The 14,568-nt window shown below is 48.4% G+C and carries 13 protein-coding genes and 2 pseudogenes; 8 read left to right on the plus strand and 7 right to left on the minus strand.

All coding sequences use genetic code 11. The features are described 5' to 3' along the window. Positions 1–59: 59 nt before the first annotated feature. From HV041_RS24980 to HV041_RS04715, 3 genes and pseudogenes are all read left to right on the plus strand, one after another. Positions 60–290, plus strand: a pseudogene (locus tag HV041_RS24980) (IS3 family transposase); the annotation flags it as partial. A gap of 95 nt (positions 291–385) precedes the next feature. Continuing rightward, complete coding sequence (locus HV041_RS04710; protein WP_001004932.1) at positions 386–967, plus strand: cytochrome b/b6 domain-containing protein; 582 nt, start codon at positions 386–388, stop codon at positions 965–967. 134 nt (positions 968–1,101) lie between these two features. Then, on the plus strand, positions 1,102–1,791 hold the full coding sequence (locus HV041_RS04715; RefSeq protein ID WP_000549951.1) for a VIT family protein: 690 nt from the start codon (positions 1,102–1,104) through the stop codon (positions 1,789–1,791). 157 nt (positions 1,792–1,948) lie between these two features. Here HV041_RS04715 and HV041_RS04720 read toward each other — a convergent pair whose 3' ends face one another. The 4 genes from HV041_RS04720 to HV041_RS04735 all read right to left on the minus strand — a co-directional run bounded on the left by HV041_RS04720 (position 1,949) and on the right by HV041_RS04735 (position 6,078). Then, positions 1,949–2,545, minus strand: a complete 597-nt coding sequence (locus HV041_RS04720; protein ID WP_016537359.1) for a hypothetical protein — start codon at positions 2,543–2,545, stop codon at positions 1,949–1,951. After that, positions 2,529–2,897, minus strand: a complete 369-nt coding sequence (locus tag HV041_RS04725; RefSeq protein ID WP_000429602.1) for a hypothetical protein — start codon at positions 2,895–2,897, stop codon at positions 2,529–2,531. Before HV041_RS04725 ends, HV041_RS04720 begins: the two co-directional genes overlap by 17 nt. Continuing rightward, on the minus strand, positions 2,887–3,651 hold the full coding sequence (locus HV041_RS04730) for a lysozyme inhibitor LprI family protein (protein ID WP_016537358.1): 765 nt from the start codon (positions 3,649–3,651) through the stop codon (positions 2,887–2,889). Before HV041_RS04730 ends, HV041_RS04725 begins: the two co-directional genes overlap by 11 nt. A gap of 510 nt (positions 3,652–4,161) precedes the next feature. Further along, positions 4,162–6,078, minus strand: a complete 1,917-nt coding sequence (locus HV041_RS04735) for a recombinase family protein (protein WP_004864803.1) — start codon at positions 6,076–6,078, stop codon at positions 4,162–4,164. Positions 6,079–6,173: 95 nt separating this feature from the next. Between HV041_RS04735 and HV041_RS04740 the strand changes: the two are divergent. Next, positions 6,174–6,353, plus strand: a pseudogene (locus tag HV041_RS04740) (YkgJ family cysteine cluster protein); the annotation flags it as partial. Here HV041_RS04740 and setB read toward each other — a convergent pair. After that, positions 6,350–7,531 carry a sugar efflux transporter SetB gene (gene setB, locus HV041_RS04745; protein ID WP_115643161.1) on the minus strand — a complete coding sequence of 394 codons (1,182 nt, stop codon included), beginning with the start codon at positions 7,529–7,531 and terminating at the stop codon, positions 6,350–6,352. The pseudogene HV041_RS04740 and the gene setB sit on opposite strands and share 4 nt — an antisense overlap. Positions 7,532–7,899: 368 nt before the next feature. Between setB and fruB the strand changes: the two genes are divergently transcribed. From fruB to HV041_RS04765, 4 genes are all read left to right on the plus strand, one after another. Next, complete coding sequence (fruB, locus tag HV041_RS04750; RefSeq protein WP_048211153.1) at positions 7,900–9,030, plus strand: fused PTS fructose transporter subunit IIA/HPr protein; 1,131 nt, start codon at positions 7,900–7,902, stop codon at positions 9,028–9,030. Then, complete coding sequence (gene fruK, locus HV041_RS04755) at positions 9,030–9,968, plus strand: 1-phosphofructokinase (protein WP_003027446.1); 939 nt, start codon at positions 9,030–9,032, stop codon at positions 9,966–9,968. The genes fruB and fruK overlap by 1 nt, the downstream gene beginning before the upstream one ends. Before the next feature lie 16 nt (positions 9,969–9,984). Then, the gene (gene fruA, locus HV041_RS04760; protein WP_048211154.1) at positions 9,985–11,673 is read left to right on the plus strand and encodes a PTS fructose transporter subunit IIBC; all 1,689 of its coding nucleotides are present in this window, start codon (positions 9,985–9,987) and stop codon (positions 11,671–11,673) included. Between the two features lie 145 nt (positions 11,674–11,818). Next, the gene (locus HV041_RS04765; protein ID WP_048211155.1) at positions 11,819–12,055 is read left to right on the plus strand and encodes a YgdI/YgdR family lipoprotein; all 237 of its coding nucleotides are present in this window, start codon (positions 11,819–11,821) and stop codon (positions 12,053–12,055) included. 67 nt (positions 12,056–12,122) lie between these two features. Here HV041_RS04765 and HV041_RS04770 read toward each other — a convergent pair whose 3' ends face one another. Then, complete coding sequence (locus HV041_RS04770; protein ID WP_101741562.1) at positions 12,123–13,421, minus strand: anaerobic C4-dicarboxylate transporter; 1,299 nt, start codon at positions 13,419–13,421, stop codon at positions 12,123–12,125. A gap of 76 nt (positions 13,422–13,497) precedes the next feature. Beyond that, the gene (locus HV041_RS04775) at positions 13,498–14,217 is read right to left on the minus strand and encodes an amino acid racemase (protein WP_048211157.1); all 720 of its coding nucleotides are present in this window, start codon (positions 14,215–14,217) and stop codon (positions 13,498–13,500) included. Between the last annotated feature and the right edge of the window lie 351 nt (positions 14,218–14,568).

The following is a 14,568-nucleotide window of genomic DNA, read 5'->3' on the forward strand; positions in this document are numbered from 1 at the left end:
CCTCTTCGAGGCTGGAACAGGGATTCTAAGCCATGTGCTTTGCCGTAAGAAGATCATTTCCGACGTCACCTAATGTGGCTTGGTGAATGGATTTTGTCATGGCTGCACTCTTCATCGGTCGTCGGATTAAGTGCCGTACGATCCACGTCGCTTTTGGAATTTCAAGCGTTCAGATATAAGCATTCTGTACAGCATTGCGTTGTTTCGTGGCTATCTGGCGACGATAAGAACCACTCAGGAACCTGAATTTACCTGTCGAGTACTGGGCCTTTGAACATGGTTTGGATATTACTGAGTGCATCTTGGTTTTGAGAAGTTAAGGTTATCATTAATAAAAAGGCATAATATTGAGTGGTCAACCAACCTTAAAAAAAGTGGCTAAATTATGAACGAAAATTTACGTAATGCTCTTCCTCACAAAAACACACCATTTCTACGTGTGCTGCATATCATCGTAGCTGTATTGATTTTATTGCAGATTATTAATTCAAACCTTACCGAAAGCGATGCGCTTAGTGACTATACTCTCACTGGGTTCGTAACATGGTTCCATGTTATCACTGGATTATCACTGATTGTCCTTGGGTTTGTCATGCTTGCATGGATGCTGACACAACGAGGATTTCGTTACTATTTTGCCTGGGTGGTCCTTGATTTTCGAGGTGTGGTTGAAGATATCAAAATGCTGATATCATTCCGTCTTCCTGAAGCTCATGCTGGTGGGATTGCTGCTCTGGTTCAGGGGCTTGGTGTACTTGCACTATTGGGCGTTGCATTATGTGGTGGATTCTGGTTTGCTCTCAATACTGCTCTTGGCACGTCACCTGTGCTGACAGAAACCGTCCTGCATGTGCATAAGTTTCTGACTGTATTTATTGAAACCTATTTCTGGGCACATGGTGCGATGGGGTTGCTGCATATCTTCCTCACCGTTCGTAGCCAAAGGAAAAATCCCGTTACCGAATAGTGCTGTAGGTTTATGATGGATAAGATGCCCTGTAATGGTTGGCTAAAACAGACTATAACCGCGCATTTATCCGTCAATGCATTTTCTATTTATCCGTAATTCCGATGAGTATGCGTATTTGAAGGAAAAAATATATGCATCTTGAACGACATAGTATCGAAAAAGTGGGATGGCTGAGGGCAGCTGTACTGGGGGCAAATGACGGAATTGTTTCGACAGCGAGCCTTGTTCTTGGGGTTGCATCTGCAAATAGCAGTCCTTCCGGTGTTTTACTTGCAGGTGTTGCAGGACTGGTTGCCGGAGCTATGTCAATGGCTACAGGGGAATATGTTTCCGTCTCATCTCAGGCGGATACCGAAAACGCAGCACTTGCCCAGGAAAAAAGGGAGCTGGAAACTGATTATCAGGGAGAGGTGCGGGAACTGACTTCACTTTATATGCAACGTGGACTGGAGCCAGAGCTTGCCCGGCAGGTTGCGGAGCAACTTATGGTCAAAGATGCCCTGGATGCTCATGCCCGTGAAGAACTGGGGTTGACGGATATAAATTCTGCACAGCCCCTACAGGCAGCTGTCTTTTCTGCCCTGAGTTTTTCCGCTGGTGCGGTGTTACCCTTAATCGTGGCATGGCTCTCCCCTCTGAAACTGGCTTTTTTGTTGATAATCCTTTCCACCCTTTTTTCACTGGCAGTCCTTGGCTATATATCTTCGGTTTTGAGTAAAGCCTCTCCTGTCAGGGCGATCATAAGAATTACGTTCTGGAGTACCATGGCTATGCTTTTGTCTATGGGGATTGGTCATTTTGCAGGGCAGGCCCTGCTTTAATGTTATGAAGCACAATTCGAGTACCATCTTACTGGCGATGCTTCGCAAAACAATTTGCAATGCAGCTCCCTTCAAACTCGATTCCTGCTTGCGCCAATACCTGTTGAAGGGGTGATGGAGGGGATTCTCCCCCTCCATTTCAAGGGCAAGGACAACGCTACTTCTGGCAAATTTCCCGGTCGTAAACGCCACCATTGACAACCAAAATTTGTCGTTTCTTCTTTGAAATCATATCAGTCATTATCTTCGAGTCATCAAGAAAGATACCACCAAAGGTTCCTGGTCGTGCATTCTTCCCGGCGATTATAATCAGATCCCCAATATTCAATGCAGCAACTTTATCGTTATTGTAATTCGTATCTTCAAATATGAACTTCAGGCCTTCATCTGAACCGGGAATACCCAATGTTACTACAGGATTTTTTCTGAAAGTAACAGTACCGATACCAGTTATTTTTCCTGTTACCATTAACTGACATTTTTTGAAGTCATTTGTTGCCCTGAATTCATGTTGTTCAAACCGCGCATAAACTTCCCCTGTTGTATACATTCGCGGAAGTATATCGATTATCGATGGTTTGGATGGTTGCTCAGGTTGTTGCTGAGTTACGGTATCAGCATTTACCTTGGCCTTCACTTCGGGGGTTTTAGGCTGATATGGGGGGGGCGTCAGCCCGTAAAGGAGATTGATGCCGTAGGCTATTGCGACGGTTATGACTGCTATTTTAATATAACGTTCATAGGGTGATTTCATTTCGTTCTTCCATGAATTCTATTTTGGTAACATGATTGCCATTGCGGTGTATTTTCATATTGTCTGTTGGGGACTTCACCGTATTACGAATTTCGTTCATTGTTTCTTTCGATAACATATCGCAGCCTTCCATATACATAACCCTACGGGTATCGGTATCTGGTATGTTAGTGAAACTGCTACTGACCCATGAATCAGGTATTTCGATTTCATGTATCAACTTCATATACTCAATGATAAACGTATCTGTCAGGTGAAATCGTCCGACCGTGTATTTTCCTGTATAGGCATTAGAAGAAGATAAAGCTACCCAATCGTTTTTTAAAACCAAAGCCAGCGCATTATTTTCCATGTTCAGATTCCAGTTCACGAATGCGATTGTTCGTCATGTCGATAAGACATTTCTGCTCATTATTGCAGGCGGATTTTTGCTTTATCCATTCTCTTTGAGAAGGGAGTAAACGTTTTCGTGTTTCAGGACTAAGTCTTTTCCAGACAGCATTAAGTTTCTCATCGCTTGCTTCATAACTGGGTGTATCGACATTTGAGGTTACTTTATTGTTTTTGGGGGCCTCGCTGCCGCTTCCATAGAAAACGGGGGCACGTACTCCCTGAGCGTAGCCTTTAGCTGCTTCTTCCCACACGTCTTGCCCATTGGTAGTCAATATCTTTCCGAACTCTGTAGTGTTGAAGCTGTAACTGCGGATCTCGCCGTTGAAATCCAGCTTCACGTTAACGACTGTTGACTTCGAAATGCCCGTCAAGAAATCCCCGGCTTCTGAACCAAGAGAACAGACCAATTCCTTCGTATCGTCGTTATTCTTTGGGCGCAGTCCGTGCATCGTGAATCTGCCGTTATCAGTTGTAGCAGTGATATCTACCAGCGGAACGATTGATGAGGATTGCTTTGTCATCGCGAAGCATATCCCCTTCAGATTTACATCCCTGTCCATCCCGAGAAACATCAGGGCGTTTTTGTCGCTGCTTGCGACACCTGCTGATTTTGCCTCTGGCAAGAAATAGACGGTACTGGTGGCGGTGGTTATACCTGAAACGAAAACAACACCTGACGCCATGATTTTTAAGGTTTTTATAAGGATAGTCATTCTGGATGCCTTCTATCGTTCTCACTCCATCGTGGACAGAGTATTCATTCCATGAGTCTTGTTTACGAGAAACACCAACCGAAGAATCATGATCTTACATCGATCTATAAAATCTATCAATATTGCTTAATTGATCTATAAAAACGATCAATTAACATGAGAGGAAGAGAGGGGATTGTTACTAAGTCGATTGTATTTACAGGGTTTTTGTATGGTTCATATGCTTGATGCTAATGTGGGGCGGGGCTGCGCTTAGTCTTGAATACTGCGATTGAAAGACATAACCATCTACTTTGTGCGGGGTTTCCGGCAACCATAGAGGTGTTTCGATAAGAAGCGGTGCAACTCGCACAGTTCGTAGACATAATGAATACGATGTAATTTGAACCCTTGCTCTAAAACGCTCGGTATAAAGTTTTACGGGGCTTTGGTATGGAATGGTTTCTGGGGGACGGTTTGGTTGCTTTCCCCTTGTCAGGTAGGCAAGGGGAGAGTGATTTAGCGTGTTATTTACTGTGAAAGTTTCTCTAAGTCTTCCAGTGAGTTAATCTCGTACTTAATGCCGTTGACAGTTGCATATGATTTGCTCGTAATGCCATCTACCCTGATAGCCATTCCACTGTCTTCGTCTCGGGTTACGCCATCCTCCAGCTCGGTTATAAATGTCGGGTTTAGAATGCTGACTTCGTGTTTGTCTTTAATATGCTGCGCAAATTTTTCAGGTGAAATCAGTTCATCAATGAAGGAGTGCAACACAAGTCCCTGCATTTTTAGTAAGTCATGATCGTTTACTGTTTGTGCCTCTACATACGAAATACCAGGTGATCTGTTGCGATTAAACTTAATCACTATTCTCTGCTTTGTTTCGTCGGCGAAGGTCACTTCAAAATGACTGTGCCGACCATCAATGTCATAACAATCAATACGTTTGATAGCTTGCTTTACCTTCAGTCTAATCCGCTTACGCTCAGGATTCTTTGTGTCATGAACATCGAAATGTCGGAATTGATCCCAGCCAGTAGTTTGAATTTCTGAACGGCTGATTTTGTACTGTTGAAATTCTTTCTCAAGCGTAATTTTTTTTTGTTTATTGGCATTAATCTGATCTGCCAATTCTTCGATGTTGTCTGTCAAAGTTGCTAGTTTTAGCAGCTTCTTAACCGCTTCAGATGCCTTTTCAATCTCAGATTCGTACCATGCTGTTTTATCCTCTTGGTGGTTGTTCCAGACGTGATCAGCGATTAGTTGTAAAACAGTGTGCTCAAGTTGGTATGACGTAAACCCTTTTTTACCGCAAGGTTTACCCTGAACGATTTTTGAACCACATATATATCGGTACTTGTTTTCACTTGAACCAGATTTGAACATGAAAGATCCACATTTACCGCAAAAAAGAATACCGATACCTGAGAGTAGCGGTATTTCAGGTTCAGGATTACCTCCTGGATATGTTGATGAACTACGAGTGACAGCACGATGTCGATCTAACTTCGAAAGTGTCAAGTAGTCTACTTCCGACATAAGTGCTGGATAGTAATCCGGAATAATGAATGTTTCTTTCAACGGTTCATCTGATTCGGAATCGTATATGATGGCACCTGATTCATCGCGTTTATCCAGCGTGAAGATTTTTTGTCCGTGAACAGTGGGATTCAAAAAGGTTCTGATCAAATGTTTGCCCCATTGCTCCGTTTTGGGTGTCAGCGCTTGACCTGTCTTGTCTTTATAAACCCTCTTTTTAGGGGCAGTGTAGTGTTCGTTAAGATATCGTTGGATACCAAGAAGAGTTTCACCGTTTTGTTTTAGTTCGATAATCTTCTGCGCTGCGGCAAAATAAATGGAGTGTGGGGTAACGTATCCTGATTTTGTGTCTACCCACCAGACATTCTGACCTACTGATTCTATGGCTTTTGCTGGTGTTCCCGGTTCTCTTGTCAGGTTGTGTCGTATCAGCGAACGAGCCTGGGCTTCAACCCGATTCTTTTTTGTCAACGATTCGTCGTGGGCGCGTGTGAACATCAACAACGAAATGATTAAATCGGTTGGATTATTCTTTACGTCCGCGTACTTATAGACCTTTTCATCCATACCAGTAACAACGACTATCCCCTTGCTAAGTATGCTCTTGAATATATCCAAAGCGCTCCAGGCATCATCACGACTAATGCGGTCAAGATTTTCGACTACCAGCCACGAACCAACGGGAACTTTAACCCCAATCTGCTTGATGAACTCCGATAGCTTCCCTTCATGAGCATTTTTTCCTTTGAACGCGGACATGCCGAGATCATGGAAAGCCGTTGTATCAAGTTCGAGATTATAACGGGTCGCAATTTTTAGAGCGGTATCTTGCTGACGCTCCAGGGAGTTGCCTTCCCGTTGTTTCACAGATGAAAAACGCACGTACGAATACAGCTTAGGTTTCATTAAGTGTGATTCCCTTCGGATGGTATTGATTGATCAGATGGACCTGATGCTAACAGCAGGAATGTGAATTTTAAACAGTGAATAATTATATGTTAGGCAAACCTGCTAATACGCCATGCGTTCAGCTGGATGAATCCCTGCGTTGCAAAATTTTTGCGTCTCCGTTGCGACCAAAAGTGTGCGGCGGTTTACAGCCCAGTGCGGAAATGTGCGGACAGACGACGCACCAGGCCATGATTTATCTCATCGAGCTTGAAGCGCTGACCGCGCCTTAAACGTCCTTGATGCGCGCCAGGCACACAACCGTCGCGACGATCATCACCAACGCAAACCAGAACACCGCGTGATAGTTCCAGATTTCAGCGGCAATCCCCGCCAGTGAGCCGGCAATAATCCAGCCGACGCGGATGGTATTGGTGTACAACGTTGTGGCTGATCCCGCCTGCCCCGGCATTAAATCCTGAAAATAAAGCATGCCAATCCCGCCGAGGATGCCGATGTAAATCGCGTTCAGCAACTGTAAGCCAAGCAAAACAGCCGGTGAATGTGCCAACAGCATGCCGGCATAAAAAAAGAACCCGGCGATGACGGCGATTCTCATCAACAGACGTTTGCCCAGACGTTTCGCAAAATATCCCGCAATCAGCATGGTTGGGATTTCCAGTCCTGCGGCGGTGCCCATCATGATACCGGCGAGTTTTTCAGGCAGATGCAGTTCGTTGATGATAAACAGCGGCATATTAATGATATAGAGGCTGTTGGTGCCCCACATTAATGTGCAGATAGCAAAAAGCAGCAGCGTATCACGACGATTACGGCGTGGAGCTTCAACCGCCCCTGTTGCGAGAGGTACGCTTTTGTTCATTGACGGTAAGAAAAACCAGACCATCACGCCGCAGACAACAAACGCCACCGCGGCGCTGAGATACATCACCGTAAAGCTGAACCCCATGGCCAGCGCGTAGGCCAATGGTGGGCCGATCACCCAGGCCAGTGAAACCTGGGCACGTAAAATCGAGCTGAACATGACGGCTTCCCGGCCTGTGCGATCGGCGTGTTCACGAGCAAGCGCAAACATTTGCGGGTTGGCAGTCGATCCAAAGCTGCTGAGGAATACCCCGATAAACAGCAGAATAAAATAGTTACGGTTCCAGGCAAACAACACGCAGGCCAGCATACCCAGCACACAGCAAAAAACGATCAGGTTTTTACGATCGCCTTTTTTGTCAGAGCGTCCGGCCAGAAACTGGCTTACCAAAATGCCGATCACGGCGCTGCCGGTAAAAAAGAACCCAACCATACCGGGACGGGCATGGACCTCATCGGTCAGAAAAAGGCTGAGCGTGGGCGTCTGTAATGCCCCGGCGATGCCCGTGAGAAAAGCGACAAGCAGGAACGCCGAAGACGTTAAATCAAACGCCTTGGGTGTGGCGGCTACGGGGGTGTTATGCATGTTTAGCTATCAGTGGAGTGAAGAGAGGCGGAGTTTACGCTGCTAGCCAGAAAATAAACAGGGCACTAAATCAAAATCGGTATGGAAAATCAAAATGTCATTTCAGTCTGAGAAGTCCACATGCTGACGATGCTGAAGTTGAGTAGCTGAACACATTTTTTCGTCAGCTTGTTTCAAAGAAACGTCGAGAAAATGTGCGGTACATCTAAATTCAGCAAGTTAATTGTTAACTTTACTTGCGTGATGAAGCAGAAAGATCCAGACTCCTTGAAACGTTTCAGCGTCATCTTGCCTTAACTGATGGAGTCGGGTGACGCCTTTTTTCTCATGTTAGCTGAATCGTTTCAATTCAGCAGGAGAGGAGAATCATGTTCCAGTTATCTGTTCAGGATATTCACCCGGGCGAACAGGCCGGGAACAAAGAAGAGGCTATTCGCCAGGTTGCCGCAGCCCTTGTGCAAGCGGGCAACGTTGCGGACGGCTATGTCAATGGCATGCTGGCGCGCGAACAACAAACATCGACGTTTCTCGGCAATGGTATTGCCATTCCTCACGGTACGACAGACACACGCGATCAGGTGCTGAAAACCGGGGTGCAGGTGTTTCAGTTTCCGCAGGGTGTGACGTGGGGCGAAGGTCAGATTGCGTATGTGGCTATCGGCATTGCGGCCAGCTCAGATGAGCACCTTGGGTTGTTGCGTCAGCTGACTCATGTATTGAGTGATGACTCGGTTGCGGAACAGCTGAAATCAGCCACCACGGCAGAAGAATTACGCGCATTGCTGATGGGCGAAAAGCAGAGCGAGCAACTGAAGCTTGATAACGAAACGCTGTCGTTGGACGTCGTCGCCAATTCGCTGGTGACGCTGCAGGCGCTGAACGCCGCGCGTCTGAAAGAAGCCGGTGCAGTAGATGCCACCTTTGTGGCCAGAACGATTAACGAGCAACCAATGAATCTTGGTCAGGGCATCTGGCTGAATGACTGTGCTGAAGGCAATGTGCGCAGCGCCGTCGCGGTCAGTCGTGCGGCAACCGCATTTGAGGTGCAGGGCGAAGCCGCTGCGCTGCTGGTGACTGTCGCGATGAATGATGACCAGCCCGTTGCGGTGTTGAAGCGTCTGGGCGATCTGTTGCTGAGCAATAAAGCTGACCGTTTGCTGAAGGCGGATGCTGCAACGGTGTTAGCGATGCTGACCAGCGATGATGCATTAACTGATGATGTACTGAGTGCCGAGTTTGTGGTGCGTAATGAGCATGGTTTACACGCCCGTCCGGGCACCATGCTGGTGAATACGATTAAACAATTTAATAGTGAAATAACCGTGACAAATCTTGATGGAACCGGAAAACCGGCAAATGGACGCAGTTTGATGAAAGTTGTGGCATTGGGCGTGAAAAAAGGACACCACCTGCGCTTCACCGCACAGGGTGAAGATGCTGAACAGGCGCTGAAAGCCATTGGCGATGCCATCGCGGCAGGCCTTGGGGAGGGCGCATAATGAGCAGACGTGTTGCAACTATCACCCTGAACCCGGCTTACGATCTGGTCGGTTTTTGCCCGGAAATTGAACGCGGTGAAGTCAATCTGGTGAAAACGACCGGTCTGCATGCGGCGGGAAAAGGGATTAACGTCGCAAAAGTACTTAAGGACCTGGGGATTGACGTGACGGTCGGCGGCTTTCTGGGTAAGGACAACCAGGATGGTTTTCAGCAATTGTTCAGTGAACTGGGCATCGCTAACCGTTTTCAGGTGGTGCAGGGGCGTACCCGAATTAACGTCAAGCTGACTGAAAAAGATGGTGAAGTTTCTGACTTCAATTTCTCCGGCTTTGAAGTCACCCCGGCTGACTGGGAACGCTTTGTGAATGACTCACTAAGCTGGCTGGGGCAATTCGATATGGTGTGCGTCAGCGGCAGCTTGCCGACCGGCGTGAGCCCTGAAGCATTCACTGACTGGATGACGCGCCTGCGCAGCCAGTGTCCATGCATTATCTTTGATAGTAGTCGTGAAGCGCTGGTCGCTGGCCTGAAGGCAGCTCCGTGGCTGGTGAAACCAAACCGTCGTGAGCTGGAAATCTGGGCTGGCCGTAAGCTGCCAGAAATGAAAGATGTTATCGATGCGGCACATGCTCTGCGTGAGCAAGGCATTGCGCACGTGGTGATTTCACTCGGTGCGGAAGGCGCGTTGTGGGTCAACGCTTCGGGTGAATGGATTGCTAAGCCACCGTCAGTTGAGGTGGTCAGCACTGTAGGTGCGGGTGATTCGATGGTTGGCGGTCTGATTTATGGCTTGCTGATGCGTGAATCCAGCGAACATACCCTGCGTCTGGCGACGGCAGTTGCCGCCCTGGCGGTAAGCCAAAGTAATGTGGGTATTACCGATCGTCCTCAGTTGGCCGCAATGATGGCGCGTGTCGACTTAAAACCGTTTAACTGACAGCAGGAGAGGCATAATGAAAACGCTGCTGATTATTGACGCTAATCTCGGCCAGGCTCGCGCCTATATGGCGAAAACCCTGCTTGGAGCGGCGGCACAGAAAGCGCATCTGGAGATCATCGACAATCCAAATGATGCAGAGCTGGCGATTGTCCTGGGCGATAAGCTACCTGTCGACAATTCGCTGAACGGCAAAAAAGTCTGGCTGGGTGACATCGGTCGTGCGGTTGCGCATCCCGAGCTTTTTCTCAGTGAAGCAAAAGGTCATGCGCAGCCATATAGTGCGCCGGTTGTGGCAACGCCAGCGGCAAGCAATGGTCCAAAACGTGTGGTGGCAGTGACAGCCTGTCCGACAGGCGTCGCACATACGTTTATGGCTGCTGAAGCTATCGAAACCGAAGCGAAAAAACGCGGCTGGTGGGTGAAAGTGGAAACCCGCGGCTCAGTAGGGGCAGGTAATGCCATTACGCCGGAAGAGGTTGCCGAGGCCGATCTGGTGATTGTGGCGGCTGATATTGAGGTTGATCTGGCGAAATTTGCTGGAAAACCGATGTATCGCACGTCTACGGGCCTGGCGCTGAAGAAAACGAAGCAGGAACTGGATAAAGCGCTGGATGAAGCGACCCCGTATCAGCCAGCCGGGAAAAATCAGACTGCGGCCACCGAAGGAAAAAAAGAGGGCGCGGGCGCGTATCGTCACCTGCTGACCGGTGTGTCTTACATGCTGCCGATGGTGGTTGCGGGCGGTCTGTGTATTGCGCTGTCATTCGCCTTTGGTATTGAAGCATTCAAAGAGCAGGGAACGCTTGCGGCAGCACTGATGCAGATTGGTGGGGGCTCAGCCTTCGCACTGATGGTGCCCGTTCTGGCAGGTTACATTGCATTTTCTATCGCTGACCGCCCTGGTCTGACGCCGGGTCTTATCGGCGGTATGCTGGCGGTAAGCACCGGTTCTGGCTTTATCGGTGGGATTATCGCCGGTTTCCTTGCCGGTTATGTGGCGAAGCTCATCAGCACGAAGTTGAAACTCCCACAGAGTATGGAAGCGCTGAAACCGATTCTGATTATTCCGCTGCTTTCGAGCCTGGTCGTTGGTCTGGCAATGATTTACCTGATTGGTAAACCGGTTGCGGGCATTCTGGAAGGCCTGACTCACTGGCTGCAAACCATGGGGACGGCGAATGCGGTTCTGCTTGGCGCTATTCTTGGCGGCATGATGTGTACCGACATGGGCGGTCCGGTGAACAAAGCGGCCTACGCGTTTGGGGTGGGGCTGCTGAGTACGCAAACTTATGCACCGATGGCAGCCATTATGGCGGCAGGTATGGTGCCACCGTTGGCGCTGGGTCTGGCAACGCTGGTTGCGCGTCGCAAGTTCGACAAAGCACAACAGGAAGGTGGCAAAGCGGCGCTGGTTCTGGGTTTATGCTTTATCACCGAAGGGGCAATTCCGTTCGCGGCACGCGATCCGATGCGTGTTCTGCCATGCTGTATCGTCGGTGGCGCGGTGACGGGAGCAATCTCAATGGCTGTGGGTGCGAAGTTGATGGCGCCACACGGCGGACTATTTGTACTGCTGATCCCAGGCGCCATTACCCCTGTACTGGGTTACCTGTTGGCGATTGTTGCTGGTACGCTGGTGGCCGGTCTCTCCTACGCGGTGCTGAAGCGCCCGGAAGTGGACGCTGTCGCGAAAGTAGCCTAACTCTTCTTTACTTCCCTGGGCAGAGATTTCTCTGCCCTTTTTTATTCTTTGATCCCGGCAGTTGCGGCACCGCCACAATAATCCATCCTGTCTTAACCAAATTCGATAAAGTGCCCTTAAATCAAACTCGTCACGGAAATCGAATATGAAAAAAACGCACATTTTTGCCTCTCTGTCACTCGCTACGCTGTTGCTTACGGGGTGCTCAACCACCTGGGTGATGACAACAACATCAGGGGCAACGATAGAGACGCAAGGCAAGCCTGAGCAGGATTCCGGGACTGGACTGACAAAATATGCTGACACCTATGGCTATCACCGCGTGATTAAAAGCAGCGATGTGAAGCAAATAGATAAAGGTAAGACGGTATTGCTATGGTGAGTCAGGTCAGGTAAGTCGCGAAGTATTCAGGAGGCGATATCGCTTTCGGCCCCCTGAATAAAACGGGTCAGGCAATCATTGGCGCGATGATAAAACCAAAGGCAACGCCCGCGATGATCCCACCCAGTCCTGGCAACATAAACGGATGGTTTAAGACATATTTGCCCACGCGCGTTGTCCCGGTGGTGTCGAACTCCATTGCCGCCAGTGAAGTGGGGTATGTGGGTAGAACAAACACACCTGTCACTGCCACGTAGGAAGCCAGAATGGCCCAGGTGGGTACGCCGAGCGCGACGGCAAGCGGGATAATCAGCGGCGTGGTGGCTCCCTGCGAATAGAGCAGCGCGCAGGTCCCAAACAGTACCAGAGCCAACAGCATCGGGTAGGCCTGTAGAATATTACCCGCGATGTCTTTAATTTCCGCTAAGTGTGCGTCAATGAATGTGGTTCCCAGTGTAACAATGCCGAGAATGACGGCCAGCGAACTCATACCTGCTCGAAAAGTGGATGTCAGTACAATGGCATCTGTCGATGTTTTGCACAGTACGACCATCAGACAAGCGGCAGATAACATGCAGATAATGATGATATCCCGGGTATTCATTGGGTTACCTGCATCGAATCCAGGACGTAGTTGAGGACATGCTGCAAGAATAACGATGACGACCGTTGCCAGCATAAACAGGGCAACGGAAAGCACGGCACCCGGCGTCGTGCTACTCTGGCTTTCATATTTACGGACCAGACCTTTTTGCAGGCGTTGCAGATACACTTCATCATCCTGTAGCTCGCACCCCTGGCGTGAAGCGATTAATGCCGCCACCATTGCGGCAACGAACGAGGCCGGCAGGCATACTGCCATGACCTGTATAAAGCTGACGCCGTTTCCCTCCATGATGGTCAACATTGCGGCCATTGCAGCGCTGATCGGCGAGCCGGATATTGCCACCTGGGAGGCGACGACGGATCCTGCGAGCGTGCGTGAGGGGCGGATACCGGACTCTTTTGCTACTTCGGCAATGACCGGTAGGGTAGAGAAGACAATAAATCCGGTCCCCGCCATAATGGTCATCGACCAGGTAATAATGGGCGCAATAACATTGATATATTTAGGGTTACGCCGCATAAAATTCCCGGCAACGCGTACCAGATAATCCATACCACCCGCGGCCTGTAGTGCTGAGGCAGCCACTACCACCGTCATAATAATGAGAATCACGTCAACGGGTGGCGAACCAATTTGCAACCCAAATCCCAGTGTTAAAATAGCCAGCCCCAGCCCGCCACATAAACCAATACCAATACCGCCGAAGCGGATACCAAAAAATATTGCGCCCAACACTACGATAATTTCCAGCCAAATCATAATGGCCTCCGCCAGAGAATAATTCGTTATTAAAATGGGTGTTTATTTAATTCAATAATTAGCCAGGCATAGATTTTCATTGCACCAAAAGATGATCTTTACCAACGCGTTTCTCGTACCATTTAATACCGGCGCGAACCAACGAACCGGTTGAATCAATATATTTTTCAGGTGACGTTTTGACAGCCTCAGCAAGGATGACGGGAACTTCAGTACATCCCAGTACGATAACTTGTGCGCCGCGAGAGAAGAGTGCTTGAGCCTGTTCATTCATCAGCGTTTGCGCCCGCTTAACATCACCGGCTTTTAAGCAATAGATACTTTCCATCACTTTTTCCTGACTGGCAGAGTCAGGACTGATGCAGGTTAACCCAAGAGATTCAATGCCTTTTTGATAGAGACCCATGTACAACGTGGCGTTGGTGGCGAGTAGTCCAATACGTGATTTTCCACAGTTCCTGACCTCACTGATGGTCGTTTCAACGATACTGAGCAGCTCTGTGTGACAGCACTCTTTTAATTCATTAAACCAAAAGTGGGCGGTATTACAGGGGATGACAATACACTCAGCGCCAGCATCTTCGAGTTTATGCATATAATCGCGCATTGCCGGGAGTGGGGAATTACCATGATGCATTAACGCGTCAGTTCGGTCAGGAATGTCAGGAATAGATGAAATAATTAATGGGATATGTTCCTGGTCACGTTGTGCCGCGGTAAAGGTGACGAATTTATTAAATAGATCGACGGTTGCCGCTGGCCCCATACCACCCAGTACACCAATTAAACCTTTCACGATATATACCTCGATTTACCGTTAAATAATATTCAGGCTGTTTTTATCTTGCCCTAATGTTTAACAGCAGAGAGTCGAGAGGAGAAATGCAATAATGTTTGTCTAAATGCAAAAACTGCATGACTGTAGTTTCTTTCGTCCTCCCATGAGGTTCGGAAAGCGTGCGAAACCTGAAGTTTTGCCTGCAGAGAAGGGGGATGACTGAATGGCGAAGCCAACATGTTAATGCCAAAAACGAAGGCTTGATGCAAAAAACGAATCATCAGTGGCTAATCGCCAATATCATCTCTGGAACGCCTCTGGCATGATGTTTTAGGTTAATCACCCTATTTAAACATCCGCGTGACAGGC

It is taken from the genome of Citrobacter sp. RHBSTW-00029, from assembly GCF_014104295.1.
Lineage (GTDB): Bacteria > Pseudomonadota > Gammaproteobacteria > Enterobacterales > Enterobacteriaceae > Citrobacter > Citrobacter youngae.

What these genes read in the sequence shown, in the direction of transcription:
- HV041_RS04710 (WP_001004932.1), top strand. Translation starts at nt 386, where the DNA reads ATGAACGAAAATTTACGTAATGCTCTTCCTCACAAAAACACACCATTT.
- HV041_RS04715 (WP_000549951.1), top strand. Translation starts at nt 1,102, where the DNA reads ATGCATCTTGAACGACATAGTATCGAAAAAGTGGGATGGCTGAGGGCA.
- HV041_RS04720 (WP_016537359.1), bottom strand. Translation starts at nt 2,545, where the DNA reads ATGAAATCACCCTATGAACGTTATATTAAAATAGCAGTCATAACCGTC.
- HV041_RS04725 (WP_000429602.1), bottom strand. Translation starts at nt 2,897, where the DNA reads ATGGAAAATAATGCGCTGGCTTTGGTTTTAAAAAACGATTGGGTAGCT.
- HV041_RS04730 (WP_016537358.1), bottom strand. Translation starts at nt 3,651, where the DNA reads ATGACTATCCTTATAAAAACCTTAAAAATCATGGCGTCAGGTGTTGTT.
- HV041_RS04735 (WP_004864803.1), bottom strand. Translation starts at nt 6,078, where the DNA reads ATGAAACCTAAGCTGTATTCGTACGTGCGTTTTTCATCTGTGAAACAA.
- setB (WP_115643161.1), bottom strand. Translation starts at nt 7,531, where the DNA reads ATGCATAACACCCCCGTAGCCGCCACACCCAAGGCGTTTGATTTAACG.
- fruB (WP_048211153.1), top strand. Translation starts at nt 7,900, where the DNA reads ATGTTCCAGTTATCTGTTCAGGATATTCACCCGGGCGAACAGGCCGGG.
- fruK (WP_003027446.1), top strand. Translation starts at nt 9,030, where the DNA reads ATGAGCAGACGTGTTGCAACTATCACCCTGAACCCGGCTTACGATCTG.
- fruA (WP_048211154.1), top strand. Translation starts at nt 9,985, where the DNA reads ATGAAAACGCTGCTGATTATTGACGCTAATCTCGGCCAGGCTCGCGCC.
- HV041_RS04765 (WP_048211155.1), top strand. Translation starts at nt 11,819, where the DNA reads ATGAAAAAAACGCACATTTTTGCCTCTCTGTCACTCGCTACGCTGTTG.
- HV041_RS04770 (WP_101741562.1), bottom strand. Translation starts at nt 13,421, where the DNA reads ATGATTTGGCTGGAAATTATCGTAGTGTTGGGCGCAATATTTTTTGGT.